At 33.8% G+C, this 25911-nt stretch carries 22 protein-coding genes; 20 read left to right on the forward strand and 2 right to left on the reverse strand.

Going from position 1 to position 25911, the window contains the following annotated elements; translation table 11 throughout:
- Positions 1-84: 84 nt before the first annotated feature.
- From ACFSSE_RS17275 to ACFSSE_RS17295, 5 genes are read left to right on the forward strand one after another with little or no spacing between them, the layout of a single operon-like run.
- Positions 85-414, forward strand: a complete 330-nt coding sequence (locus ACFSSE_RS17275; protein ID WP_379044165.1) for a four helix bundle protein — start codon at positions 85-87, stop codon at positions 412-414.
- A 26-nt stretch (positions 415-440) separates the two neighbouring features.
- Positions 441-1505, forward strand: a complete 1065-nt coding sequence (locus ACFSSE_RS17280) for an agmatine deiminase family protein (protein WP_379044168.1) — start codon at positions 441-443, stop codon at positions 1503-1505.
- A gap of 31 nt (positions 1506-1536) precedes the next feature.
- Positions 1537-1710, forward strand: a complete 174-nt coding sequence (locus ACFSSE_RS17285; RefSeq protein WP_379044171.1) for a hypothetical protein — start codon at positions 1537-1539, stop codon at positions 1708-1710.
- A 38-nt stretch (positions 1711-1748) separates the two neighbouring features.
- The gene (trxA, locus tag ACFSSE_RS17290; protein ID WP_379044174.1) at positions 1749-2054 is read left to right on the forward strand and encodes a thioredoxin; all 306 of its coding nucleotides are present in this window, start codon (positions 1749-1751) and stop codon (positions 2052-2054) included.
- A complete protein-coding gene (locus ACFSSE_RS17295) occupies positions 2044-2271 on the forward strand; it encodes a hypothetical protein (protein WP_379044177.1) in 228 nt (75 codons plus the stop codon). The genes trxA and ACFSSE_RS17295 overlap by 11 nt, the downstream gene beginning before the upstream one ends.
- Before the next feature lie 81 nt (positions 2272-2352).
- Here the strand turns inward: ACFSSE_RS17295 and ACFSSE_RS17300 are convergent, their stop codons facing one another.
- Entirely contained in the window at positions 2353-2916 is a 564-nt protein-coding gene (locus ACFSSE_RS17300; protein WP_379044180.1) for a hypothetical protein, read from the reverse strand.
- Positions 2917-3045: 129 nt separating this feature from the next.
- On the opposite strand from ACFSSE_RS17300, the gene ACFSSE_RS17305 reads away from it, so the two are divergent.
- The 15 genes from ACFSSE_RS17305 (at position 3046) to ACFSSE_RS17375 (ending at position 24495) form a co-directional block, all read left to right on the forward strand.
- A complete protein-coding gene (locus ACFSSE_RS17305; RefSeq protein WP_379044183.1) occupies positions 3046-4017 on the forward strand; it encodes a polyprenyl synthetase family protein in 972 nt (323 codons plus the stop codon).
- Positions 4018-5064 carry a TerC family protein gene (locus ACFSSE_RS17310; RefSeq protein WP_379044186.1) on the forward strand — a complete coding sequence of 349 codons (1047 nt, stop codon included), beginning with the start codon at positions 4018-4020 and terminating at the stop codon, positions 5062-5064. It abuts the gene before it with no gap.
- A gap of 482 nt (positions 5065-5546) precedes the next feature.
- Positions 5547-7349 carry an alpha-amylase family glycosyl hydrolase gene (locus ACFSSE_RS17315; RefSeq protein WP_379044189.1) on the forward strand — a complete coding sequence of 601 codons (1803 nt, stop codon included), beginning with the start codon at positions 5547-5549 and terminating at the stop codon, positions 7347-7349.
- Positions 7350-7616: 267 nt separating this feature from the next.
- Positions 7617-8507, forward strand: a complete 891-nt coding sequence (locus tag ACFSSE_RS17320; RefSeq protein ID WP_379044192.1) for a hypothetical protein — start codon at positions 7617-7619, stop codon at positions 8505-8507.
- Between the two features lie 7 nt (positions 8508-8514).
- Positions 8515-9315, forward strand: coding sequence for a hypothetical protein (locus ACFSSE_RS17325; protein ID WP_379044195.1), 801 nt, complete (start codon positions 8515-8517; stop codon positions 9313-9315).
- 39 nt (positions 9316-9354) lie between these two features.
- On the forward strand, positions 9355-12045 hold the full coding sequence (locus ACFSSE_RS17330; protein ID WP_379044198.1) for a beta strand repeat-containing protein: 2691 nt from the start codon (positions 9355-9357) through the stop codon (positions 12043-12045).
- Positions 12046-12283: 238 nt separating this feature from the next.
- Positions 12284-13027: a FadR/GntR family transcriptional regulator gene (locus tag ACFSSE_RS17335; RefSeq protein ID WP_379044201.1), complete on the forward strand. Its 744-nt coding sequence runs from the start codon at positions 12284-12286 to the stop codon at positions 13025-13027.
- A gap of 22 nt (positions 13028-13049) precedes the next feature.
- Entirely contained in the window at positions 13050-15188 is a 2139-nt protein-coding gene (locus tag ACFSSE_RS17340) for a heparinase II/III domain-containing protein (RefSeq protein ID WP_379044204.1), read from the forward strand.
- A 99-nt stretch (positions 15189-15287) separates the two neighbouring features.
- Positions 15288-15620 carry a cupin domain-containing protein gene (locus tag ACFSSE_RS17345; protein ID WP_379044207.1) on the forward strand — a complete coding sequence of 111 codons (333 nt, stop codon included), beginning with the start codon at positions 15288-15290 and terminating at the stop codon, positions 15618-15620.
- Positions 15621-15643: 23 nt separating this feature from the next.
- Positions 15644-16513: an alpha/beta hydrolase fold domain-containing protein gene (locus tag ACFSSE_RS17350; RefSeq protein WP_379044210.1), complete on the forward strand. Its 870-nt coding sequence runs from the start codon at positions 15644-15646 to the stop codon at positions 16511-16513.
- Between the two features lie 4 nt (positions 16514-16517).
- Positions 16518-17393, forward strand: coding sequence for an alpha/beta hydrolase fold domain-containing protein (locus ACFSSE_RS17355; RefSeq protein ID WP_379044213.1), 876 nt, complete (start codon positions 16518-16520; stop codon positions 17391-17393).
- Positions 17390-18406, forward strand: a complete 1017-nt coding sequence (locus ACFSSE_RS17360; RefSeq protein ID WP_379044216.1) for a chondroitinase-B domain-containing protein — start codon at positions 17390-17392, stop codon at positions 18404-18406. Before ACFSSE_RS17355 ends, ACFSSE_RS17360 begins: the two co-directional genes overlap by 4 nt.
- A gap of 107 nt (positions 18407-18513) precedes the next feature.
- Complete coding sequence (locus ACFSSE_RS17365) at positions 18514-19812, forward strand: MFS transporter (RefSeq protein ID WP_379044218.1); 1299 nt, start codon at positions 18514-18516, stop codon at positions 19810-19812.
- Positions 19813-19823: 11 nt separating this feature from the next.
- On the forward strand, positions 19824-20576 hold the full coding sequence (locus ACFSSE_RS17370; RefSeq protein WP_379044221.1) for an SDR family NAD(P)-dependent oxidoreductase: 753 nt from the start codon (positions 19824-19826) through the stop codon (positions 20574-20576).
- A 988-nt stretch (positions 20577-21564) separates the two neighbouring features.
- On the forward strand, positions 21565-24495 hold the full coding sequence (locus tag ACFSSE_RS17375; RefSeq protein WP_379044224.1) for an N-acetylmuramoyl-L-alanine amidase: 2931 nt from the start codon (positions 21565-21567) through the stop codon (positions 24493-24495).
- Positions 24496-24938: 443 nt separating this feature from the next.
- On the opposite strand, the gene ACFSSE_RS17380 is transcribed toward ACFSSE_RS17375, so the two are convergent.
- The gene (locus ACFSSE_RS17380) at positions 24939-25493 is read right to left on the reverse strand and encodes an REP-associated tyrosine transposase (protein ID WP_379044230.1); all 555 of its coding nucleotides are present in this window, start codon (positions 25491-25493) and stop codon (positions 24939-24941) included.
- Positions 25494-25911: the final 418 nt, after the last annotated feature.

Consider the following 25911-nt stretch of genomic DNA (forward strand, 5'->3'; position numbering starts at 1 on the left):
TGGGTTGGTTAAAAAGCTAGCTAATTTACTTTTGAATATAATTGAGTGAATTTTTAATATACAACGATTAAAATAAATCAATATATGCCTTTTAAATTTGAAAGCCTTAATGTTTGGCATGATGCGATGGATTTAAATGATAAAATTCATTTGTTAACCAAGCAACATTTTCCCAAGGATGAACAGTTTGTTTTATCTCCACAAAGAAGAAGAGCATCAGACTCAATCGTTTTAAATATTGCCGAAGGTTCTACAGGACAATCTAATGCAACTTTTAAAAATTTTCTAAATTATTCTTTAAGATCAGGTATCGAGGTAGTTTCTTGTCTTTTTTTAGCTAGGAGGAGAAATTATATTGATAAAGATTTATTTAAGTCTCTTTATAACCAAATAGAGATCTTATCAAAAAAATAACAGCACTTAAAAACACGCTTTAACCTATGGACAATCGACCATTAACTATTGACAAATTAGTACAACTAAAAGGCTACTCTTTCCCACCCGAATGGGCAAAACATGAAGCTACTTGGTTAACTTGGCCACACAAGGAAGAAAGCTGGCCGGGTAAAATTGAAAGTATTTATCCTCGTTATGCAGAATTTATAAAGTATTTATCGCTCTCTGAAAAGGTACGCATAAATGTGCGAAACCAAGATATGAAGGATTTTGCTTTAAAGCATATTGAAGCTGCCGGAGCAGATTTGTCTAAAATAGAGTTTTACTTTAACACTAGTAACGATGCTTGGTGTCGCGATCACGGACCTGCTTTTTTGATTAACCCTAATACGGAACAATCTAAAGTAATTGTAGATTGGAATTTCAATGCATGGGGCGGTAAATATCCTCCCTTTGATTTGGATGATGTGATTCCGACAAAAATTGGCGCTTATTTTAATATTCCTGTTTTTTATCCTGACATTATTATGGAAGGTGGTTCTGTAGAATTTAACGGGGCCGGAACTATTTTAACTTCTAAAAGTTGTTTGTTAAATAAGAATAGAAATCCGCATTTAAACCAACAACAAATAGAACAATACCTAAAAGATTATTACGGGCAACAACAAGTTTTGTGGGTAAGTGATGGTATTGTTGGGGATGATACAGATGGGCATATTGATGATACAGTGCGGTTTGTAAACGCAAACACTGTGCTTACAGTTGTTGAAGAAAATCCTGAAGACGAAAATTACGAGTTATTGCAAACCAATCTTCAAGAATTAAGAGAAATGAGATTGCTAAATGGCGAAGCATTAAATATTATTGAATTACCAATGCCAGATGCAGTAATTTTTGAAGATACCCGTTTGCCTGCATCTTATGCTAATTTTTACATTAGTAATGCTCATGTAATTGTGCCAACTTATCGTTGCAGTAAAGATGTTATTGCTTTAGATATTATTGCTAAATGTTTTCCAGATAGAGAAACTGTTGGAATAGACTCAACTGATATTATTTGGGGTTTGGGTAGTTTTCATTGTTTAAGTCAGCAGGAGCCTGCTATTTAATTTTTTAACAAAGATTTTTTTAACTACAAACTTGAAACCCACAAAATTCTACATCTATCGCCATATTATAACTTTAAGCTTTTTGATTTTAATGGGCTTACGCTTTGGTAAAGTTAAAGGTGTTTTATTAGTAATTGTAGTTTACTTAGCTTTAAATATGGATTTTGTAAGGTGGGTTATCAATAGTTTTAAAAAGAATTTGTAGGTTATGTCTTTCATAAATCTTAAAACACATAAAAATTAATGGGAAACTTTAAAGAAATAATCAATCAAGATAAACCAGTATTAGTTGATTTTTTTGCAACCTGGTGCGGGCCATGCAAAACAATGTCGCCAATTTTAGCAGATTTGAAAAAAGAATTAGGAGACAAAGTTAGCATCATAAAAATAGATGTTGATAAAAACCAACAAGCTGCACAAGCTTACCAAGTACAAGGTGTGCCTACATTGATTTTATTCAAAAATGGCGAACAAAAATGGCGAAAATCTGGGGTGGTTATGAAAGCAGAATTATTGAAAGTAATTTTTCCGCTTTTTAATGAAGTTTAAGCCTTCTGATCATATTAAATTAGCCATTATATTATCGCTAACAATCGGTTTGGCGCCATTTACTCCGGTTCCACACTCATACCAAAAATTAAATTGGCTTTTCCAAGGTGGCAATGGCATGCAAACCTTAGATTATTTTGATTTGGTTTTACACAATTTACCTTGGTTGTATTTAGTATTTGCAGCTGTAAAGTATTTTAGAAAACATAACACCTAAAAATGGAGTTTGTAAAAATTAAGCAATGCTATTTACATAAAAGGTTAAAAACTTATAGAAATATAAACTATATAGAGCAAATTAAAACCAAGTGCCAATACCTAAACCCAAAGATTTAACTTCTAGCTTTCCTGTATTAATGTTAAACCTGCTAAATTCTTGATAATGGTATTTAGTTTCAATAAAATATTTGTTATTCTTTTTTGTTGTGATAATTACACCAGTTGCTGCTTCATAAGTAAATCCTTTATCGTAAGAATTAAATATCCGAGGGGCATAACCAGCACCTCCTTTTACAAAATAATTTAAACTTTCATCTGTATTTGGTTTTGCCATAAGGTGCAAATTACCTGTAAAAGCAATGGTGTTAAACCTTGAATTACTGCCAGCTCCTACAGTATTAAACGTTCCGGTTTCTAAACCAATACCAAAACCTACTTGGGGTAAAGTAAAACCAATAACTGTTTTAATATGAAGTGCGTTAACTTTTTTATCGGCAAAAGTTTCATTTAACCCAAACGTATAGCCTATACTAGTGCGGTTAAATAGTTTAAAATCTGACTTAGTTTTTGTTAACGATTGCCCGAAACTAGCTGTAATACTGATGCTTAAAATAAATAGGGTAGTTAAAAATCTGTTCATCATTTCAGTTTATATGGTAAATATATCATTTAAGCTTTAATGAAGCGTAATAAGAAATGCATTAATAAGGCTTAATCGGGTTTTTTACATTATGTTTGCAAACCAAATTTTAATAAGCTTGTTTGTTTTAAAATGCTTAAGCTAGACGAGATAAAGAAACCCATAGAAAAAGAGTTAGATGCTTTTGAAGAGAAGTTTAAAACTTCAATGCAAAGTACTGTCCCTTTACTTGATCGTATTACCCACTATATAGTAAAAAGAAAGGGTAAACAAATGCGTCCCATGTTTGTGTTTTTTTCTGCAGGTTTATGTGGCGGTATTACAGAATCTACTTACCGTGGCGCAGCATTGGTAGAACTTTTACATACCGCAACTTTAGTACATGATGATGTTGTAGATAATTCTTTTGAGCGAAGAGGCTTTTTCTCTGTTAATGCTTTGTGGAAAAATAAAATTGCTGTTTTAGTGGGCGATTATTTGCTTTCAAAAGGTTTACAGCTGTCTGTTGATAACCAAGAGTTTGATTTGCTTAAAATTGTATCAGATGCTGTACAACAAATGAGTGAAGGTGAACTTTTACAAATTGAAAAAGTACGCCGAATGGATATTAGTGAAGCAATTTATTATGAAGTAATTAGACAAAAAACAGCATCTCTTATTGCTTCTTGTTGCGCCGCTGGGGCGTCATCCGCAGGTGCTGATAAAGAAACTGTGGGTTTAATGAGTAAATTTGGCGAGAAGATTGGCATAGCTTTTCAAATAAAAGATGATTTATTTGATTTTGGCTTAGATGATGTAGGTAAACCAAAAGGAATTGATATTAAAGAAAAAAAAGTTACACTTCCGTTAATTTACGCATTAAATAAAGCTTCAAAAACTGATAAAAAGAAAATCATAAACATGGTAAAAAATCATGGTGATGATGAAACTAAAATTCAGACAATTATTGATTTTGTGCAACAAAGCGGCGGTCTAAGTTATGCCGAAGAACAAATGTTTACCTATCAAAAACAAGCATTTGATATTTTAATGACGTTTCCCGAATCTGAATTCAGAAACGGCTTAGAAAATTTAGTAAGGTTTACAACAGAAAGAAAAAAATAAATGAGTCACGAGTTAATATTTTTTGGAAGTTTTGCATTATTTATAGTGTTAATGTTAGCCCTAGATTTAGGCGTTTTTCATAAAAAAGACAAGCCTGTAAGTTTTAAACAGGCAGCTATAATGAGTGCCATTTGGGTTTCTTTTGCAATTGGGTTTTATTTGTTTCTAAAAACTGAAGGACAAGAATTACACAATATTAAAGATCAAGCACATTTAGAACAAGTTGTAAAAGACCATCAACACAATATAAGTGTAACATCTGCCAATTTTCAAGAAAATTTGAATCGTTATACAGACAATTTAAGCCTTGAGTTTATAACAGGTTATGTAATAGAATATGCGCTATCTGTTGACAATATTTTTGTAATGGTTTTAATATTCTCTGCCTTTGGTGTTAATGAGAAATATTACCATAGGGTGTTGTTTTGGGGTATTTTAGGTGCAGTTGTAATGCGCTTTTTATTCATATTTTTAGGTGCAACGCTTATAAGCCAGTTTGGATGGATATTGTACGTATTTGGTGCGTTTTTAATTTACAGTGGTTTAATGATGTTTTTAAGTAAGGAAGGAAATGATGAAATTGACCCAGAAAACCATAAGGTTGTAAAATTTATTTCTAAATTTTTACCCGTTTACCCAGAGTATGTGGGCAATAAATTTTTTCACAGGGTAAATGCTAAACTGTATGTAACGCCACTTTTTTTAGTGCTTATTGTAATTGAATTTACAGATGTAATTTTTGCGGTTGACTCTATTCCTGCAATATTTGCGGTAACTAAAGACCCTTATATTGTCTTCTTTTCTAACATATTTGCCATTTTAGGGTTAAGGTCTATGTTTTTCCTACTGGTTAACGTAATTCACAAATTCCATTACCTAAAAACGGGTTTAGCAGCATTGCTTGTTTTTATAGGAATAAAAATGCTGGCGCACCATTGGTTAAAAGATTGGGGTTTTACAACCACTCATTCCTTGTTTATTATTTTAGGCATTTTAACAGTTAGTGTGGTAGCATCTTTAGCTTTTCCTAAAAAAGAAGTTAAGTAATTGTGCTAATTATTTATTTCTTAATTGATGATATAGTCATCAGTATCTAACTCTTATTTCTCAAATTTTTGAGATTAAGTATTTATTTGATTCCTCAGATAACATCTATCAATCAAATAATATTTTTTTGTTAATGTTAGTTTTTAATATGTCTTTAATAAAAGACCGTGAATATTTGTTATAAAATAAATATTAACCCAGATTACCTGATAGAAATTTGCTGCAACAAAATTCTAATCAAATCTATCTCTATACTCTTTTTTTAAACATTAGAATAAAATAGCTATTCTTTCAATTAGAAAATTTCTGTGACTCATAGCTTTTTTTCTATAAAACTGTTTCGCTTTAATCCCTATTGCGTAATCAGGGATTAAAGCTTTAATCGTTATTTAAAACATAGATTTTTAATTTCTTATAAATCCTCAAAACTTTCTAAAACTTGGCAGAGATTTAGCTTATCGTTTAAAAAATGATAAAATATAATGAAAAATAATATACAAATAGCCGGAATGGGCGCAATTTTACATCAACAAGGGGTGTTTTTTAGAGTTTGGGCCCCGCATGCAAAGCAAGTTTTTGTTATGGGTAACTTTAATAATTGGACACCAAATGAACTAGAATTAGCACATGAAGATAATGGCTATTTTGCTGTAAATGTTGAGCATGTAAAAGCTGGCGCACAATATAAGTTTGTTATCATAACTGAAGACGGAAGAGAATTAAGTAAAAATGATCCTTATGCATTGGAAATGACTAATTCTAACGGTAATTCTGTAGTTTATGATAAACATAAATTTGATTGGGAGGGCGATGAGTCTTTTATGCCTTATTGGAACGAAGCAGTTATTTACGAATTGCATTTGGGAACCTTTAATGTGAAAGAAGAAGGTAAGCCTGGCGATTTTTATTCTTTAATAGAGAAGTTAGATTATTTAAAAGACTTAGGAATTAACGTTATAGAAATTATGCCGCCTTATGAGTTTCCAGGAGGGTTTTCTTGGGGATATAATCCATCTTATCCTTTCGCAATTGAAAGTGAGTATGGTGGGCCAGATGCACTTAAGGAGTTGGTGAAGCAAGCACACAAAAAGGGAATTGCCGTTATGTTAGATGCGGTATATAACCATTTTGGTCCTTCTGACTTAGATTTATGGCAGTTTGATGGCTGGAGTGAAAACGATAAAGGTGGAATTTATTTTTATAACGATTGGCGCTCAAGCACTCCTTGGGGAGATACCCGCCCAGATTTTGGACGAATAGAAGTATGTAATTATATTCAAGATAATGCAAGAATGTGGGTAGAAGATTTCCACGTAGATGGCTTACGTATGGATATGATTCCTTATATCAGAAATGTTGGTGCAGATGAGAATCCAGACGGAGTTTTAGATGGAGGTTTAAATTTACTTAGAAAAATTAACAAAGAAATTACCGAAAAATACCCTCATAAATTAACTGTTGCAGAAGATTTACATAAACTTGATTGGATTACAGACAAAGTTGGAGAAGGTGATGGTTTAGGTTTTGGTAGCCAGTGGGATGCTGCTTTTGTACACCCGGTTAGGCATTTGTTAACTACCCAACACGATGAAGATAGGGACATGAATGCCGCAGTAGAAGCTTTAACTCATAAATATAGTGGAGATTATTTTAGAAGAGTAATTTACACCGAATCTCATGACGAAGTTGCAAATGGGAGCGCAAGAGTAGCCCAAGAAATAGCTTTTGATGATGTTAATAATTGGTATTCAAAAAAACGAGCTTCTTTAGGCGTTGCTATGGTTTTAACAGCACCAGGTATCCCAATGCTTTTTCAAGGTCAAGAACTGTTAGAAGATAAATGGTTCTCTGATACCGACCCTATAGATTGGAGCAGATTAAAAGAATTTAAAGGACTTAAAAATCTACACAAAGATCTGATAAGTTTACGCCGTAACCTTTTTGGTGTTACTGCTGGTTTAACTGGACAAAATGTGCAGGTAATTAGAGCCGATAATACAGAGAAAATTTTGGCTTACCAACGTTGGAAAGAAGGTGGTGCTAAAGACACAACTATAGTGGTTTTAAATTTTTCGGGTACAGATAAAGCAGTTTATCGCATTGGCTTTCCTTATGCTGGCATGTGGAAAGTAAGATTTAATTCAGATTGGGAAGGTTATAACGAAGATTTTGGCAACTATCAATCTTATGATGTTGAAGCAAACGGTGATGCATGTGATGGATTTGAGCAAAGTGCAGAAATTTCTATAGCACCATATACAGCATTAATTTTATCACAAGATTAAAATTTTTCTTATAAATTCTATATAAAGATGGCTTTGCAGGCCATCTTTTTTTCATTAAATGCTTTTCTAAAGCTCATAAATTCTTAAGCAACTAGGCTTTTAATATTTTCCTCCTTTTCTTTAAAATTCACTCACCTAAAAAATTTATAGTACAGTTACATTGTAGTAACCAATTAAAAATTATACATAAATATTTGGTTAACCAATACATTTATGTATATATTTGGTTAACCAAATTTTGGTAAACCAATAAACCGTTTTATGAGAATGAATTTTTTAAGCCTTATACTGCTTAGTTTTATAGGTTTTTCTTGTAGTAAAGAAAAATCTGATAACGTTGTTCAAGTTCCGGTTGTTGTACCCGGTATAGAAATTCCTACAGCAACAAATCAAGTTAAAGGCTCAATTTTATCTGCAGATGGCAAAACCGATACCTATAAATTAATTAATAAAGTTTTTGGAGGTACCGGAGATGTAACCGAAACGCCAGATTGTGCACATGCTGCAGCGGGTCCGCACATTACCCAAGTTTATGATGAATTTTTAAAAACACATGTATTTGTATTTACTATTCACGTAACCCCAGATAATGATAGATGCTTACCAACAACAGACAGACAAAGGAATGAGATAAAAACTTATAATCAATCACCAGATTCTACCCTAGCTTCTCTAAACGAGAAAGTAAAATATACTTGGAAATTTAAGTTGGATAAAGATTTTAAACCATCTCCAAATTTTACCCACATACACCAATTAAAAGCTTTAGATGGTGATGATGATTTGCCATTGATTACACTCACAGCAAGATTCAGAACTTCAGGTAATAGAATAGAAGTGATTCATACAGGAGGCACAGGTAAAAACACATCGTTAAATTATTTAGCAACCGCTAATCTTTCAGATTTTTTGGATCAATGGGTAGAAGTTACAGAGGTGGCAACTTATTCTTTTACAGGTAAGTATGAAATAAGCATAAAAAGATTATCGGATAGTAAAGTACTGTTGAGCTACAGTAAAGATGGAATAGACATGTGGCGAGACGGGACTACATTATCTAGACCAAAATGGGGTATTTATAGAAGCTTATTATCTCCAACTTATTTAAGAGACGAGAGCATCAGATTTAATGATTTTAGTATAACAGAAATTAAATAAATATAATATGATAAAGAATACATTTTTGGCAATTTGTTTACTCGCTTCAACATCAGTTTGGGCGCAAACTTTTCCATTTAACTATGATTTTGGAGATACACCAGCATCATTTGCACCAAATCCAGGAGCTTCATCAACTAAGTTTTTACCTAAAATATTAGGTTCGGTTAAATCAGTGAAACCAGTTGTAAGAATACGCACTGCTTCTGATGGTTCTGGCGAATTTAATTTAGTTAAAAACGGAGCTGCTTTTATTAAAGGCTCAGGTTTAGAAGTGATTGCTGGTACAACCACAAGCAAACTTTCTATGTACGATTTAGAGTTTAAAGCAATCACTAAAACGAGTTTCGATTTAAAATTTGACGGTAGTAAATCAGGTCAGTGGATTTTTGCTAACGGAAATTCTAATAGTGAAGAGGATGCTTTTCAAGGAAATTCAGGTATCAAAGACACAAATTCTGAACTGTTTAGTGGTTTGCGTTGGGTGCTTACTGATGCAAACGAATTAAGCTTTTATGTACGTGAAGAGGTAAAATGGGTAAAGGTAAAAACGCATCCTTTTATTAAAGATCAAGAATTTCATATAGATATTATCAGCAATAATTCCGGAACAGAAAAAAATGGAATTGCAGCAAATTCTTATCAAATTATGGTGAATGGAAATAAGATAGGTGCTTATTTTAAAACCGGAGGATTAGAAACTAATGCAAAGTTAAATGGCCTATTATTTTTAGGATATAAACCTAAAGAAAGCACAGAAAAACCAAAAGTTTGGATAGATAATTTAGTGATTACAGAAGTGTTATAAAACCAAATAAATTATAAAACCAATTAAAAATTAGAAATTATGAAAAAACTATTACTAACAACTTTGCTGTTTGCTTTTGCAGCAGCAGGATTTTCTCAAGGAACATATTATTGGGTAGCGGGTACTACTGCTAGTAATCTTACATCAGGAAGTAGCTGGAATACACAACAAGATGGACTGGGCTCGTCTAGAGTGGCAAATGTAGGAGATGTTTTAATAATTGACGGTGCAAATATAGGCGGAACAAGCCCTACAACTGGAGTAGCTACAATTATTGTAAATGGAGCAACTACTGCTCAAGTTAAAATACAAAATGGAGCTAATGTTGTTCTGGTAAGATTAACGAGTACAGGTACGCTTACGTTGGCAAATAACACTGTCGGTCAGCCAGGTTTATTAGTTGACGCAACATCTTCATTACAGATATGTAATCAGGATTTAACAGGAACCTATTCAGGTGCGGTTTATTTAGATTTTCCAACATCTACTGCAATTATTAATGGGACCATAAAAATTGTTCAAGGAACTGCTATTGGAAATCCGAGAATGACGAGCAGAACTGCTGGTTCCATAGTTTTTACTTCAGGTGCTAGCTTAGAGTATAGTAATACATCTGGCTATCCTTTTTCAACCGTAGGAGTTGCAACTAGTAACTCCGTTAATTTTGCATTTGTTTTTCAATCTGGGGCAAGTTTAATTTGTGAGAGTATTTATTCTCCTTTTGGTAGTAGTTCAACTAATTCGATAGTGGATTTTAGGCCTGGAAGTAATTATTACGTTCGTAGAACCATGACAACTGGCTCTATCACCAATCAAAAAACATTTGCTAACGTTTTTATTCAAAATGGAGCAACTTTAACAACAGATGCAGCAGCATTAAATAAAATAGAAAACCTTACTGTTGATGCAGGCTGTAATTTAAATGTAGGCATATCATCAAGTACTCCGCTACCAATTACAGGAAATTTAGTAGTAAATGGAAATATAAATGGAGCCACACCTGGAACATTCCTATTAATTATGGGTGGTAATTCGCCACAATCTATTAGTGGAAGCGGAAGCATCAATGTTTCTAGTTTTATAGTTGCAAATCATGCTAATGTTGTTTTAAACAAAGATATTAGTGTAGCAAGTGCAGTAAATGTTTATGGTAGTTTAAATTTAAATACCCATCAAATAAATGGTGATGCAAGTTTTTCTTCTCGTGTAAATTTTGAGCCTCCAACTGTTTCGCAAGGAGGATCATCCGTAACAGAGGGTTCTTATCAAGTTAATATTGCATTAGGTTTAGCTTTATCTACTCTGCCGGGTTTGTCAATTACTGGTTCAGGTATTCCAGCAAATACTAATATTGTTTCCTATTCATCAGCAAATGGGCAAATTAATTTATCACAGCCCGCAACAGCAACAGGTAGTAATGTCACATTAACATTTGGAAGTAATGTGTCAACATTAGCAACTTCAAATACAAATGGTATTGATGGAAATATATTAGTTACTGGTACAAAAAACTTTACAGCCGGAACAAATTATGTTTTTAATGCTGCAACATCAGCTCCATTTCCAGCATCATCAACTAATGCTGTTGGAGATTTAAACATTAACGCCGCAGTTACTACCAATATTAATGCGACAGTTAATGGAAATATCACCTTAACTTCTGCTAAATTAACAATTGCAGAAGGGAATGAATTAACTGTAGCCCCAACTACAACTTTTAATGGTGTTTCTGCAAATTCTTATTTGGTAACAACTGCAAATACAGGAACTGGAGGAATTGGTATAGTAAAAATAGCTGGGTTATCTGCAAGTAAATTGTTTCCAATAGGTTCTCCAACAAATTACTTACCGGTAACTTTAGTTCCGGTAAATAGTTCTGATTTTACACTAAATGCTTTTCAAGGCGCAACAGCTAATGCCCAACCTAACGGAACTGCTTTAACTGCACCTCAAAAATTAGAAATGGTTGATGCAGTTTGGAATGTTAACCGTACTGCTGGTACAGGTGATGCCACTATTTCATTTGCTTGGCCAGATGCTTTAGAAGGAGCTAACTTTGTAGGTCCAGCGGGTTTAGGTGTTTCTCAATACACAACTTCTTATAGTTCATTTACAGGTACAGCAAGTAGCACTACAAATACTGCAAGTGTTACAGCAGCAAATGATGCTTTAGGAGGTTTTATTGTTGGTAAAACAACTACTTTACCGGTTACACTAATCTCATTTACTGCAAAAGCTGTTAACCAAACAACAGTTTTAAATTGGAAAACTACATCCGAAGTTAACTTGTCTCATTACTTAGTACAACGTTCTAATGATGGGGTTTCTTTTGAAACTTTATCAACTATAAGCGCAAACAATAAAGTAGGGGTTTTCAATTATGGATTTATTGATAAATCTCCAGCTTTTGGAGCTAATTATTACCAGTTGATAAGTGTTGATATTGACGGAACTGAAGTTGTAAGTAAAATTGAAGCTGTTAATTTTGGTTCAGTTATTAGTTTATCTGTTTACCCAAACCCAACGAAGGGCAATGTAAATATAGCAGGTTTAACAAAAGGTGATGTAATTAAAATTACTGATTTAGTAGGACGTACTTTAAAAACACAAACTTATGATGGTGAAGACGTGTTGAATTTAAACTTAGATAACGTTAACATAGGTGTTTATTTAATTTCTGTTTCTAAAAACGGAAAAGTATTGATTACTAGCAGAATAGTTAAAAATTAATTTTTATAGATAAACTTTAAAAAAACTTGCAAAGTCTATTGTTTTGTAAGTTTTTTCTAAGATTTTCGGTAAAGAACCAACTTAGAAAGGTTTATGAGGTAAGAGTTTTCAGGAAAAGAGTGATGTTTTTTTACTAAGAAATTAATGAAAGAATAATTTGAAATTAAATTTTACAAATCAATACAAATCCCTATATTTGGTAAACCAATTAATTGGTTTACCAAATATAAATTAAACTATGAGCTCATTAATAGATAACATTACTGCTATACAGTTAGAATCTCCGGTAGATAAAATTATAAATCAGTTAAAACAATTAATAACATCGGGCCAGTTAAAACCTGGTGATAGGTTGCCTGCAGAAAGAGTTTTATCAGAAAGATTTGGAGTAGGCAGAAGTTATATAAGAGAAGCTATTTTAAAGTTAGAATTTTATGGTTTATTAAAAACTAATCCACAAAGTGGTACTTATGTAGCTGGCTTAAGTATTAATGTGATTGATAGTATTATATCAGATTTAATAAAATACAATAAAGACGATTTTAACGCTTTAATAGAAGCCAGGTATCATTTAGAATTAACTGCTGTTAAACTAGCTGCCGAAAGAAGAACAGAAGAAGATTTAGTAGAAATAAAAAATGCATTATTAGATTACGAAAATAGAATTGCTACTGATGGCAATGGAGCGGTAGAAGAAGATATGATTTTTCATATTAAGATTGCTAAAGCCTCTAAAAACCCAGTAATAGAATCAATGATTTTGATTTTAATTCCGGATTTAATAAAAAACATAGTAGAAAATAAAGTTTGTGGAGATAATAGAGGTAAAACTGCAATTACAGAACATAGAGCCATATTAGAAGCTATACAAAAACAAGATTTTGCTTTAGCCGAAAGTGCAATGGCTAAACACTTAAACGAGATTTGGCAAATTAGTAAAGCTGGTTTTGCTACACAAAATATTATAAACGAGATCAGATAAATCAACCAATTTATTAGAATTTATGAACTACTTAAAACAGGTGGTATTGCTATTAGCATGCTTTTTTCTTAGCTTAAATTTAATAGCACAATCGCATCCAAGTTTAATGCTTACCAAAGTTAAATTAGAGGAAGTACGTAAAGGTTGCCAAAGTTATCCTTTGTTAAAAAGTTCTTTTCAAAAAATTATAGCCGATGCAGATTTAGCCATTTCTTTACCTATTACTGTTCCTATTCCTAAAGATGGCGGCGGTGGTTACACTCATGAACAACATAAAAGGAATTATAATGCAATGCTTAATTGTGCAACTGTATATCAAATTTCTAAAGATATAAAGTATGCCAATTATGTAAAAAACATGCTTTTAGATTACGCCAATCAATATCAAAAATGGCCAGTACACCCTAAAAGTAAAAACCAAAAAGATGGCGGACGTATTTTTTGGCAAAGTTTAAATGATTTTGTTTGGCAAGTTTATACCATACAAGCCTATGATTTAGTTTTTGATGCCTTAACAACTAAAGACAGGACTACCATAGAACAAAATTTGTTTATGCCAATTCTCAACTTTTTTACTGTTGATAGGCAAGAGGTTTTAGATAAAATTCATAATCATGGAACTTGGAATTTAGCAGCTGTTGGTATGACGGGTTACGTTTTAAATAAACCAGAGTATGTAGAAATGGCACTTAAAGGCTCAAAAAAAGATGGCAAAACTGGATATTTAGCACAAATTAATCAGCTGTTTTCTCCAGATGGTTATTATATGGAAGGGCCTTATTACCAACGCTACGCATTATTGCCTTTTGTAATGTTTGCTAAGGCAATAAATAATTATGAGCCCGAGCTTAAAATATTTGAATTTAGAAACAAGTTACTTGCTAAAGCTATACAAACGGCATTGCAATTAACTTATACCAACAAAGCCTTTTTTCCAATTAACGATGCTATAAAAGATAAAACTTACGAATCTATTGAGTTGGTTTATGGTTTAAACATTGCCTATACAGATATTAAAGCCGAGGCAGATTTATTAGACATTGCACAGCAACAAGAAAGAGTGATTGTTTCTGATGCAGGCTTAGCTGTTGCCAAAGCGATAGCAGAAGGAAAATCTGAACCTTTTAAATACAAATCTTTATGGATTAAAGATGGTGGAAATGGAGATGAAGGTGGCTTAGGTATTTTAAGGTCTGGCGCAAACACAAACCAACAGTGTTTAATACTAAAAGCCGCATCACAAGGAATGGGGCATGGCCATTTTGATAGGTTAAATTTTCTTTTTTATGATAACAATCAAGAGATATTTTATGATTATGGGGCTGCCCGTTTTTTAAACATCGACACCAAAAACGGAGGAGGTTATTTGGCAGAAAATGATAGTTGGGCTAAACAAACTGTGGCGCACAACACTTTGGTTGTGGATCAAACATCAAACTTTAAGGCTAATGTAACAGCAGCAGATGCACAACATCCAGATTTAATGAATTTTTCTGCTCATCCTGATTTACAAGTTGTAAGTGCTAAAGAAGAAAATGCTTATGCAGATGTTAAATTGCTTAGAACCGTAGCTTTAGTAAAAGTTACCGAAAGTAATAAGCCTTTATTAATTGATGTTTTCCAAGCTAGTTCTGCTAACGAACACCAATATGATTTACCTTTTTGGTACAAAGGGCAAATGGTAAATACTTCTTTTAAAGTTGATGCCCAAAGAAATAATTTACAAGCATTAGGTACACAGTTTGGCTACCAGCATTTATGGTTAAATGCTCAGAATCAATTAGATGAAAATGGCGGATTTGTTAGCGTCTTAAACAACAAGAGGTTTTACACCACACACTTTGTATCAGACAATCCTTTACAGGTTAAATTAGTTTCTATTGGCGCTAATGATCCTGAAATGAACTTAGTTGACGGAAAAGCATTTATGTTAACTCAGCCAAAAGCAAAAAACCAAACTTTTGTAAACATTACAGAAACTCACGGAAATATTGATCCAATAAATGAAACCGTTTCTGCGGCAAGCGGAAACCTGACAGATTTAAAATTAATCAGTTCTGATGAAAATAAAACGGTGATCTCATTTAAAATAAAAGACAAGAAATATCAATATCAAATTAATTATAATCAAAAAGACAATTATGTGGTTTTGAGTCAGTAGTTGATGGTTCATGGTCAATAGTCCATGTTCAATCGACTATCAACATCAAAGCTAACCAACTAACCACCAAAAAAACTAACCAACTAATAAAAAAAAGATATGCAAAGCGAATTATTTCAAATAGAAAACGAAACCTCTTGGGAGGATTTAGGAAACGGAATTAAAAGAAAAATTTACGGTTACGATGATGTAATTATGTTAGTTAAGGCAAAATTTGAAGCGGAAGCTGTGGGGACATTACATGAGCACCATCACTCGCAAGTAACTTATGTTGAAAGTGGTGTTTTTGAAATGACTATTGGAGACCAAGTTAAAATTATTAGAAAAGGCGACGGTTATTATGTTCCTCCTCATTCAATTCATGGCTGTAGATGTGTCGAGCCAGGAACATTGATAGATGTTTTTAGTCCACACAGAGAAGATTTTTTATAAAATTTTAAATAATAAAACATAACATGAAAAAGATTATAGCAATATGTTTCTTATTGGTAGTTGGTTTTTACACTAAAGCGCAAGAAACAACTGAGTATAAAAAAGTAGCTTATCCAACAGGTTATACAGAACAGTTGAATGTGGTTTATACCACCCCAAAAAATTGGGAAGGTAAAATGGATATTTATATGCCACCTAAAGAGAAGGGTTTAAGTCCGGTTGTAATTAACATACACGGTGGGGGTTGGAATAAGGGCGTAAAAGAAAGTCAAACTGGTTTCAGTTCTTTTTTCAAAAAGGGTTATGCAGTAGCAAATATCTCATATCGTTTATCGCAAGTAGCAACAGCACCAGCAGCAGTAGAAGATACGCGTTGTGCATTAATTTACTTAATAAAAAACGCTAAAGCCTTAAATATTGATGTGAATAGAATTGTGATAATGGGCGGTTCTGCAGGCGGGCATTTAGCATTAATGGGAGGTTTATTAGGTAACGATACCAAGTTTGATACAAATTGTGCAGGATTAAAAGAAGTAAAAGTGGCTGCAATTATTGATAAATACGGAATAACCGATGTTGGTGCTTGGCCAAGTAAATCGGCTGTAATGTGGTTAGGTAGTTACCCAAGAGAATCCGCATTCGCTAAATCAGTATCACCAATTTACCAAATAAAAAAAGACAGTCCACCTGTATTTATAGTTCATGGTAATGCAGATCCTGTAGTTAGCTATCAACAATCAGTAGATTTTAAGAAGAAACTAGATGAAATGGGGATTAAAAATGAATTTATTACGGTAGAAGGTGGTGAGCATGGGAAATTTCCTGCCGAAAAAAATTCGGAAGTAAACGCTCAAATTATGGAGTTTTTAAAAGGCTTAGGAATACACAAATAACAAAATGAAAAATTTTATCATCATACTTTCTTTGTTTTTTGCTCAGCTAGCTTATGCGCAAGAAGGGCAAGAGATTAAACAGGTAAGTTACCCGGTTGGTTACCAAGCACAGCTAAATGTGGTTTATACTACAGTAAATAATTGGGATGGTAAAATGGATTTGTATTTAGCACCTAAAGCAAATGGACCGTCTCCAATCATTATCAATATTCATGGAGGTGGATGGGCTAGAGGGAGCAAAGATTCGCAATCTGGTTTTGGTTCACTTTTTAAACAAGGCTATTCTGTAGCAAATATATCTTACCGTTTAGCTGTAACAGATAAAGCACCAGCCGCAATAGAAGATACGAGATGTGCATTAATTTATTTAATAAAAAATGCAAAAGCATTAAATATTGATATTAACAAAATTGTGATTATGGGCAGTTCTGCTGGGGGGCATTTAGCATTAATGGGTGGTCTTTTGGCTAACAACCCAATTTTTGATAAAAATTGTGCTGGCGAAAAAAATATTAAAGTTGCCGCAATTATTGATAAATACGGAGTATCTGATATCAGCGAAGCTGCTTTGGGAGATCAATCTAACCGAACGGTTAAGTTTTGGTTAGGCGATAAGTTTAGCGATAACGAATTCAAGAAATCTATTTCTCCAATTTATTATGTAACAAAAAATAGTCCACCAATATTTATTGTACATGGCGATGCAGACCCAACGGTTTCGTATCAACAATCTGTTGAGTTAGCTAAAAAGTTAAATAAATTGGGCGTAAAGCATGAGTTTATAACCGTTAAAAAAGGAGGTCATGGAGGTTTTGTAGCTGATAAAAGTGCCGAAGTTTCATTAAAAATTATTGCTTTTCTTAAAGATTTAGGGATATGAAATTATATAATCAATTAGTTTTATCGGTTACTACTATCGCATTATTAAGCAGCAGTGGAAAAATCAATCAGGCATCAGCGCAAGCGAAAAGAAACTTAATTAAAGTTGCAAACAGTACCGAATTAAAGAGTGTACTTTCAATTGCAAAACCAGGAGATTCTATTGTGTTACAAGATGGAGTTTATGAAGGTAAATTTGTGATAAAAAACACCAATAACGGAACTTTAGAAAAACCCATCACTTTAATTGGTTCCAGAAAAGCCATTTTAGATGCTGGTACAAAAGAAAGCGGTTACGCATTATCTCTGCAAGCTAATTATTGGAGAATTAAAGGTTTTACCATTCAAAATGCGCTTAAAGGTTTAGTAGCCGATGGCGCTAATTACTGCTTAATAGACGGTATTTTAGTTACCCAAATAGGAGAGGAAGCGATACATCTTAGAAAATTTAGTAAACACAACACCATCCAACGTACAGAAATTTCATATACAGGTTTAAAAACTCCTGATTATGGCGAAGGAATTTATATAGGTACAGCCGTAAGCAATTGGCCAAAAATTAGTAATGGCGAACCTGATAGATGTGATTCTAATAAAGTCATCAATAATAAAATTGGGCCTTACGTAGCTGCCGAATGTATTGATATTAAGGAAGGAACAACTGGTGGCATTATTAGAGGAAATACTTTTGAAGCACAAGGCATAACCGGAGCAAACAGTGCCGACAGTTGGATAGATGTGAAAGGAAATTCATATTTAATAGAAAACAACACGGGCAATAATACGCAACCATCTGTTTTAAAAGATGGTTATCAAATAAATTGTGCTGTTGCAGGCTGGGGTTGTTATAATGTGTTTAAAAATAACCTTAGCAATGTTAATGCAGCCGGACATGGCTTTAATGTTAGGTTGAAAAGCAGCAAGGGAGAGGCTGTTGGGAATAAAGTTTATTCAAACAATAAAGTAAATAATGCAGCAAGTGGTGTGGCAAATATTCCGCTTTTAACCAATTAAAAAATGAAACCGATATGTTTAAAATAATTATTAAGCACACAAGGCAATAATAATTTTAAATATTAAAGGTTCCATCTGGCAAATGAAAAATCGATAAATATAAACAGATGAAAGTAAGAGGATTAAGATGGTGGATTATATCCCTAATAGGGGTAGCAACAATTATCAATTATGTTGATAGAAGCGCCATCAATATTTTATGGCCATACATTTATAAAGAATTTGGCATTGCCGATGCAGATAATAAAAGCGCATTGGCATTAATTACTACCTTTTTTATGATTGCTTATGCTTTAGGGCAAACATTTACTGGTAAATTAATGGATGCTGTAGGTACAAGAATTGGGATGACAGTTTCTATCGTAGGTTGGAGTATTTCTATCGCTTTACATGCTTTTGCAAAATCTTTGCTTTCATTCAATATTTTTAGGTTTATGCTTGGCTTTAGCGAGGCAGGTAACTGGCCTGGCGCTACAAAAAATAACGCAGAATGGTTTCCCCCACGCGAGAGAGCAATTGCCCAAGGAATTTTTGGTGCAGGTGCATCTTTAGGTTCGGTAATTTCTGCGCCAATTATAGCGCTTTTATACATCGCTTTTGGCTGGAAAGCAACTTTCCTTTTAATTGCTGGTTTAGGTTTAATATGGGTTATTCCATGGTTAATTGTTAACAAAGCAACTCCAGATAAACACCCTTGGATAACAGAAGAAGAACGTCAGCACATTTTATCTCGTAGCCCTTTACAAGAAGGAAAAGTAAGTGCAGATGATGCCCCGGTTTTAACTTGGAAAGAGCTTTTGAAATTCCGTAACACTTGGGGAATTATTATGGGTAGGTTTTTTATTGACCCTGTGTGGTGGTTGTTTGTAACTTGGTTACCAACTTTTTTAAAGGAATCTTTTCAATTTGATATTAAGCAAATTGGTGCTTTTACTTGGGTTCCATACCTATTTGCTGCAATAGGAAGTTTGGCTGGAGGTTATTTTTCTTCATACCTAATTAAACAAGGATCTGATGCAGAAAAAGCTCGTAAAACTGCTATTGCAGTAGGTTCGGCAATTATGTTAACTGCATTAGTTGCCATAGTTTACCAACTAAGTAGTTTAAAAGAAACACCCATGTTTGCAATGGTACTAATTGGAATCACTCTATTCGGTTTCCAGTTCTTAATTGGCAATATTCAAACCTTACCTTCCGATTATTTTAACGGTAAAAATGTGGGTACAGTAGCCGGTATGGCAGGTACAGCTGCTGTTGTTGGTACAATTTTAACCACTTGGGCAGTGCCAGTTATTACACAAACAAGCTATTCATCTTTCTTCATATTGGCGGCAGTAATGGTGCCGTTATCTTGGTTAAGTGTGAAATATATAACAACAAGAAAAGTAAAAATTTTAAATAAATAAACAATTAAGTTATGCGATTAAAAAATAAAGTAGCAATAGTTACAGGTGGATCAAGAGATATTGGTAGAGCAGTTTCGGTACAGTTTGCAAAAGAAGGAGCTAAGGTAGTAGTAAATTATTTTGGTAACCAAGCTAACGCAGATGAAACCTTAAAACTGATTAAAGAAGCAGGTGGAGAGGCAATTATAGTGAAAGCAGATATGACTAAAAGTGCAGAAGTTGATGCATTGGTTGCAAAAACTAAAGCAGCTTTTGGAGAAGAAATCCATATTTTGGCTAACGTTGCTGGTGGTTTAGTTGCTCGTAAAACAACTGCCGAAATGGACGAAGATTTCTTTGACTTAGTAATGGACATGAACTTGAAATCTGTTTTCTTAGCCGTAAAAGCAGTAACTCCATTTATGCCAAAAGGTGGTGCAATCATTAACTTTACTTCTTTAGCAGGTAGAGACGGTGGCGGGCCAGGTGCTGCAGTTTATGCAACTTCAAAAGGCGCATTAATGACTTTCACTAGAGGTTTAGCAAAAGAATTTGGAGTTAAAGGAATTAGAGTAAATGCAGTAGCACCAGGTATGATAGCTACAGCTTTTCACGATACTTTTACAAAACCAGAAGTGCGTGGCAACGTAGCTAACGCAACTTGTTTAAAAAGAGAAGGTGAAGCTAAAGAAGTAGCAGATTTAGTTGTTTACTTAGCCTCTGACGAATCTACTTACATTACAGGAACTAATATTGACATTAACGGTGGTTTAAGTTTTTCTTAAAACACATATCATTTATAGTTTCAAGAAGCAGCTGCATTAATTTGTAGTTGCTTTTTTTGTTTTATGATTTTTTGATTCCAGCTGTTCCACATGTTCCCAACGCAATTAATTGAAGTAATTTTTTCTCCATCACGTCATTTCGAGGCCTAATACATTTCATATAAATCAATATAGAATGACGATAAAACTCATGATTTGGCAACAACACAAGGTGGGAGTGACCCTGAGCGGATTCGAAAGGACGGCGCTGCTTTTAGCAACCTAATTAATAGGTGATTATAAAAAACGTCAATAGTAGGTACGAGACATCTCACAAGAAAGGTTTACTTATAGTATATGAAACCAGCTGTTCCAAAGGGCATGTCGAATTTATAATTGAAAGGGATTTTCAATCATCTATTCTTTTTAAGTATTCTCTATTTCAGTAATCAATTAAATCTTTTTTAGAAAATTGAGATATGTGTATTTGGTTATAAGGTTAATTTAAATATTCTACTTTAAATCAGGTTTATTACCAATTTAAAGAATGTCCTAAACATTTCCGGACGCAGTCCTCGTTTTTCTAATTAGATTTAAGTGACCCTTAGGAACACTTAAACCACAGATTAAGTCCTTTCTATTCTATTGTTAACGCCCTTGTTTTATAATCTTCTCTACTAAAAACATCAAGCCAGTTGATAACTGAAAATGTAACGAAATGTGGAATTTCATTGTCGTCAAAACGGTAGCGTGTTTTTACATAATTTATATTGGTTTATGCATTAATTTGCCGGACGCAGTCCTTTTTTTTCTAGTTAGAGACCCTTAAGAACACTTAATCTAGATTTCATGTGCGGTTATTTACGTTATTTTTAATACAAAACCGCATTAACTTGCATTTTTAATTTATTATTCTTACAATTACACTATCAATCAGTTATCTATGATTCAAGTGTTCTCTTTTGTGTATTCATTTTTTATTAAAACCTTATATTAAAATATATTCAATATGAAACGAAAATTACCTTTTATTTTAAAAACTATTGTTTTAGTTTTTGTAGTATCATGTAGCACCATTGCACAAGTCAAAAGAACCAACGAAGACTTGATTAAATTGGTAGATAAAAATTTGAGTTCGCCAATAGAAAAAAGTGTTAATGAAAACGGTGATGTGTTTTTGCAAAGAAATATGAACGACTTTCTTTCAAATACCGACCGCAACAGGCAAGCCGAGATAAAAAAGCAAAATCAATCAATCAAGCTGCAAGGGGTTGTTATTGAATATGATCATGGTGGCGAAGACCATGCACACCTTGCCGATGTTTTAAATCGTCCGCATCCATCAGTGGCAACAACAGAAAAATACATCAATGACGCAGCAACTGAATTTAAAGTACCTGCAATCATATTGAAAGCTGCGGCTCAAGTACAAAGCAATTGGGCACAAACTGGGCCCTCTTTTTATGGCTCTTATGGAATGATGGGTTTGATAGAATCGGACAATATCAAACAAATTACACTTGCTGAAAGTTTAACGAATGCAAGTGCTCACGATATAAAAAATCAAGCCAAAGCAAATATTAGAGCCGCAGCCGCACTATTAGCCTATTATCAAAAAGGCAAACCTGCATCAGCTAATTTAGCGGATTGGTTTGAGGCAACAAGAGATTTGACGGGTTTAAGCAACGAAGAAATGAAGACTTCGCTAGCAACTAGTTTTTACAATGTGATCAAAAACGGAAGTAAAACGGTATCGCTTTGGAGAGAAATTATTCAAATTGACGCTGAACCAATTACTATTCCTGAATATAAAATCGCACCTAAAAGAAAAACGGAGAGTGTTCAAAATGTTGCTAGTTCAACCACCGATTATCCAACTGCATTAAATAGAATGACTACATGTAACTTTGGTGCAGGGCGAAACGGCTATGGCATAGATTACTATTTTGTTCATTATATGGCAACCGGAACTTATGCTGGTGCAATATCTTGGTTTAGTGATTGCACACGTACTTCACCATCTAGCGCTCATTATGCTATTCGAAATTCTGATGGCGAAATATCTCAGGTAGTGAGAGAAGGCGACAGAGCTTATTCACAAGGTGTAACTGGTTTTCCACAATGGAATGGTGCAGGCATAAGTACAGAACATGAAGTTTTAGCTACCAACTTAGCCATGTGGGATAGCGAACCCATGCTAGTTGCTGCAGCAAACCTAGCTATAGATGTTTGTAATAGAAATAACATTCCAAGATTAAGAAGAGGAATTAATGGCGACCGTGGCATATATGGTCATAGTGATGTTAGAGCTACCGATTGCCCTAATTTGACTGCTACACGTTGGACAAATTTATTGAACAGAATTGCCGGCGGCATTGTAATTCCATCGGTTTCATTACCAACGCTACATTACATAACAGGTACAGCGGGTTCTAATGTAGTAAATGCAGCGTGGAAAGCCAACACCGAGCCTAATTTAAAAGGATATCGCTTATATTACGCCTTAGACGACGAATTTACTGGTTGGGCCTTAGCTGCTGATGAATCTACGTTAACAGCCACCACAACAAGTGTCAGTTTAAACCCAAATCAATTCTTAGTGGCGCCTACAACGAACGCAGTTCATTTTAAGCTTACTGCGGTGGTTACAAATGACATTCATCCCGATGTTGAAAGTGCACCAAGTGATGTTTATAGCAGAACTGTAAATGTTACAACAGGGCCAAGGGTTCTTATTGTTGACGGATTTGATCGAGTTACCGATTATAAATCAAGATCGCATAATTTTGCTGCCATTTATTTTGAAACGTTACGAGACAATGCCACACTGCGAATTAATTCTGCTGCCGATGAGATGATAGACGCAGGAACTATTTTATTAAGTGACTACGATATGGTGTTATGGTTTAGCGGTGACGAATCTGGCACTGACAAAATTTTTAACGGCACAAATAAAGCGAAAGTTAAAGCTTTCTTGGATAATGGTGGAAAACTGCTAATTACAGGATCAGAGATTGCATACAACTTAAACCGGCCTGCTGCAACTGAGTACGATATACCTTTTTTGAATAACTATTTGAAGGCAACTTATGTTAGTGACGGTGCGACCTCAGACACGCCAGTGTCAGGCGTAATCGGAAGTCCATTCGAAGGCCTAACACTAAATCTTGGAGTGAATTATCTAGCAACATATCCTGATAATATCAGCCCTTTTGGGACCGCAACAGCAATTTTAAAATATAATAACCCATTGATACGTTTTGGGGGAATTGCCTATAAAGGTACATTTGGGTCGGGAACAACCCCTGGTGGAATTATTTATCTTGGATTCCCACTAGAAACTGCATCTCAAGAACAAATTACAACTTTTATGGCAAAAGCATTGACCTATTTTGATGTAACATTGCCAATTACACTACTTAACTATAATGTAACACTTCAAAACACAGGAGTTGTTGACTTACAGTGGCAAACCGCTTCTGAAACTGATAACAAAGAATTTATCATTTCCCAATCAGTGGATGGGCAGCAGTTTAATGTTATTGGTAAAGTTTTAAGTTTTGGAAATACAACAACCGGTAATAATTATGTTTTTTATGATAAAAGACCAGCTAATGGTATTAATTATTATCGATTAGAACAACAAGATTTTAACGGTAAAATAACAGATTTAGGGGTACGAGTGGTTAATGTATCTTTAACTGATAATGAAGTAAAAATTTATCCAAACCCAACGCAAGATATCATTAACGTTGAATTTGTGGCAGGTCTTTATCATCAAATACAGCTTATAGACAGCAACGGTAAAATATTAAAACAAATCTTATTAGATAGCTCATTAACGCAAACAACTATCAGTTTAAACAATATAGCTTCGGGCATCTACTTACTAAGATTGAACGGTAATATACCGCTAGTAAAAAGGATTGTAAAAAACTAGTTTAATTATTTTTAAAAATACCGTAGGTGTTATCGAGGGCACTGAAAAAGTCCTTGTGAAAAAATGTCGTGTTAAACATTGAGAAAAAACGGCACATAAGGCCTCTTAGAATCGTCTAATTGCAAAATAAAATTTAGGAGATTGCGAATATCACAAAGAAAAGGGCTTATGGAATAAAAAATTCATAAGCCCTATTTTAATGGGTAGTTTTTCAGTGCCCTCGGTGTTATCCTACCCCCCTCGTTTCAGTGTTCCTTTTTAGGATCACTGAAATGCTTTTTGAAAACCAGGACTCCGTCCGGAATAAATTGTACTACCATATCCTTTGTATTTCTAATAACCCGGCTTCATCTTCAAAATAATCCCCCCTCGTTTCAGTGTTCCTTTTTTAGGATCACTGAAATGCTTTTTGAAAACCAGGACTCCGTCCGGAATAAGTTGTACTACCATATCCTTTGAATTGCTAACAACCCTGTTTCATCTTCAAAATAATCAAAAGCGCTACTATATTTATAATGCTGAGGTTCATTTACAATTCCGGCTCTTACAGGGTTTTCATGAATGTAATTTATTTTTTGCTCCATCATTTGTAGAGTTGTCAATTCTATTGGATGATTGTCTTGTTGCCAAAACTGATAAATTTTATTATTCGTGTTTTTTGCTCCAGCTCTTTTAAACATCCAAATTAACCAATCTTTTCTGCTTTCTTTTGAATTTTCTTCTATTGTTTTGATAATGGTTTTTGCTGTAAATTTTTTCAGATCTCTTAAAACATCAGCTTGTTTAAAGCCGTCTTTGCATGAAATAACTAAATGAATATGATTGGTCATGATTACCCAAGCATGCAAATTTAGTCCCTTCTCTTGAATGCAATACTTTAAACTGTCTGTAACAATAACTCTATAATCTTCTCTGCTAAAAACATCAATCCAGTTGATAACAGCAAATGTAACGAAATGTGGAATTTCATTATCACCAAAACGGTAGCGTGTTGCCATATGTTTTATATTGGTTTCTGCATTAATTTTCCAGACGCAGTCCTCGTTTTTCTAGTTAGATGACCCTTCGGAACACTTAAACCAGATTGGGCAAAGCCTGTTAAGCCGCCCAAATTCGGTTTCATTCATCGGTAAATAGTTCTCTCTACACCTTAATCCTAAGCAATATAATAAAATGAACCGTTAATTAGAATTTGTTAACCACTGTTTAAAAAATAAAAAATATTATGATTGTGGTAGGTGTTATCACCGCACCACTGAGTAGTTTGGAGGAAAAAAATAAGTGATTGGTAATAAAACCAACCACAAGTAAAAATCATCATAAAACACTTTGTACAAAAATGTGCTATTCACAGGGTCAACGCATGAAAAAAGTAAAAAATCGTAGGGTTATTCACATAATGTTAGTTTCTGCTTA

Origin of the sequence: Pedobacter alpinus, from assembly GCF_042684645.1 — a bacterium.
Classification (GTDB): Bacteria; Bacteroidota; Bacteroidia; order Sphingobacteriales; family Sphingobacteriaceae; genus Pseudopedobacter; species Pseudopedobacter alpinus.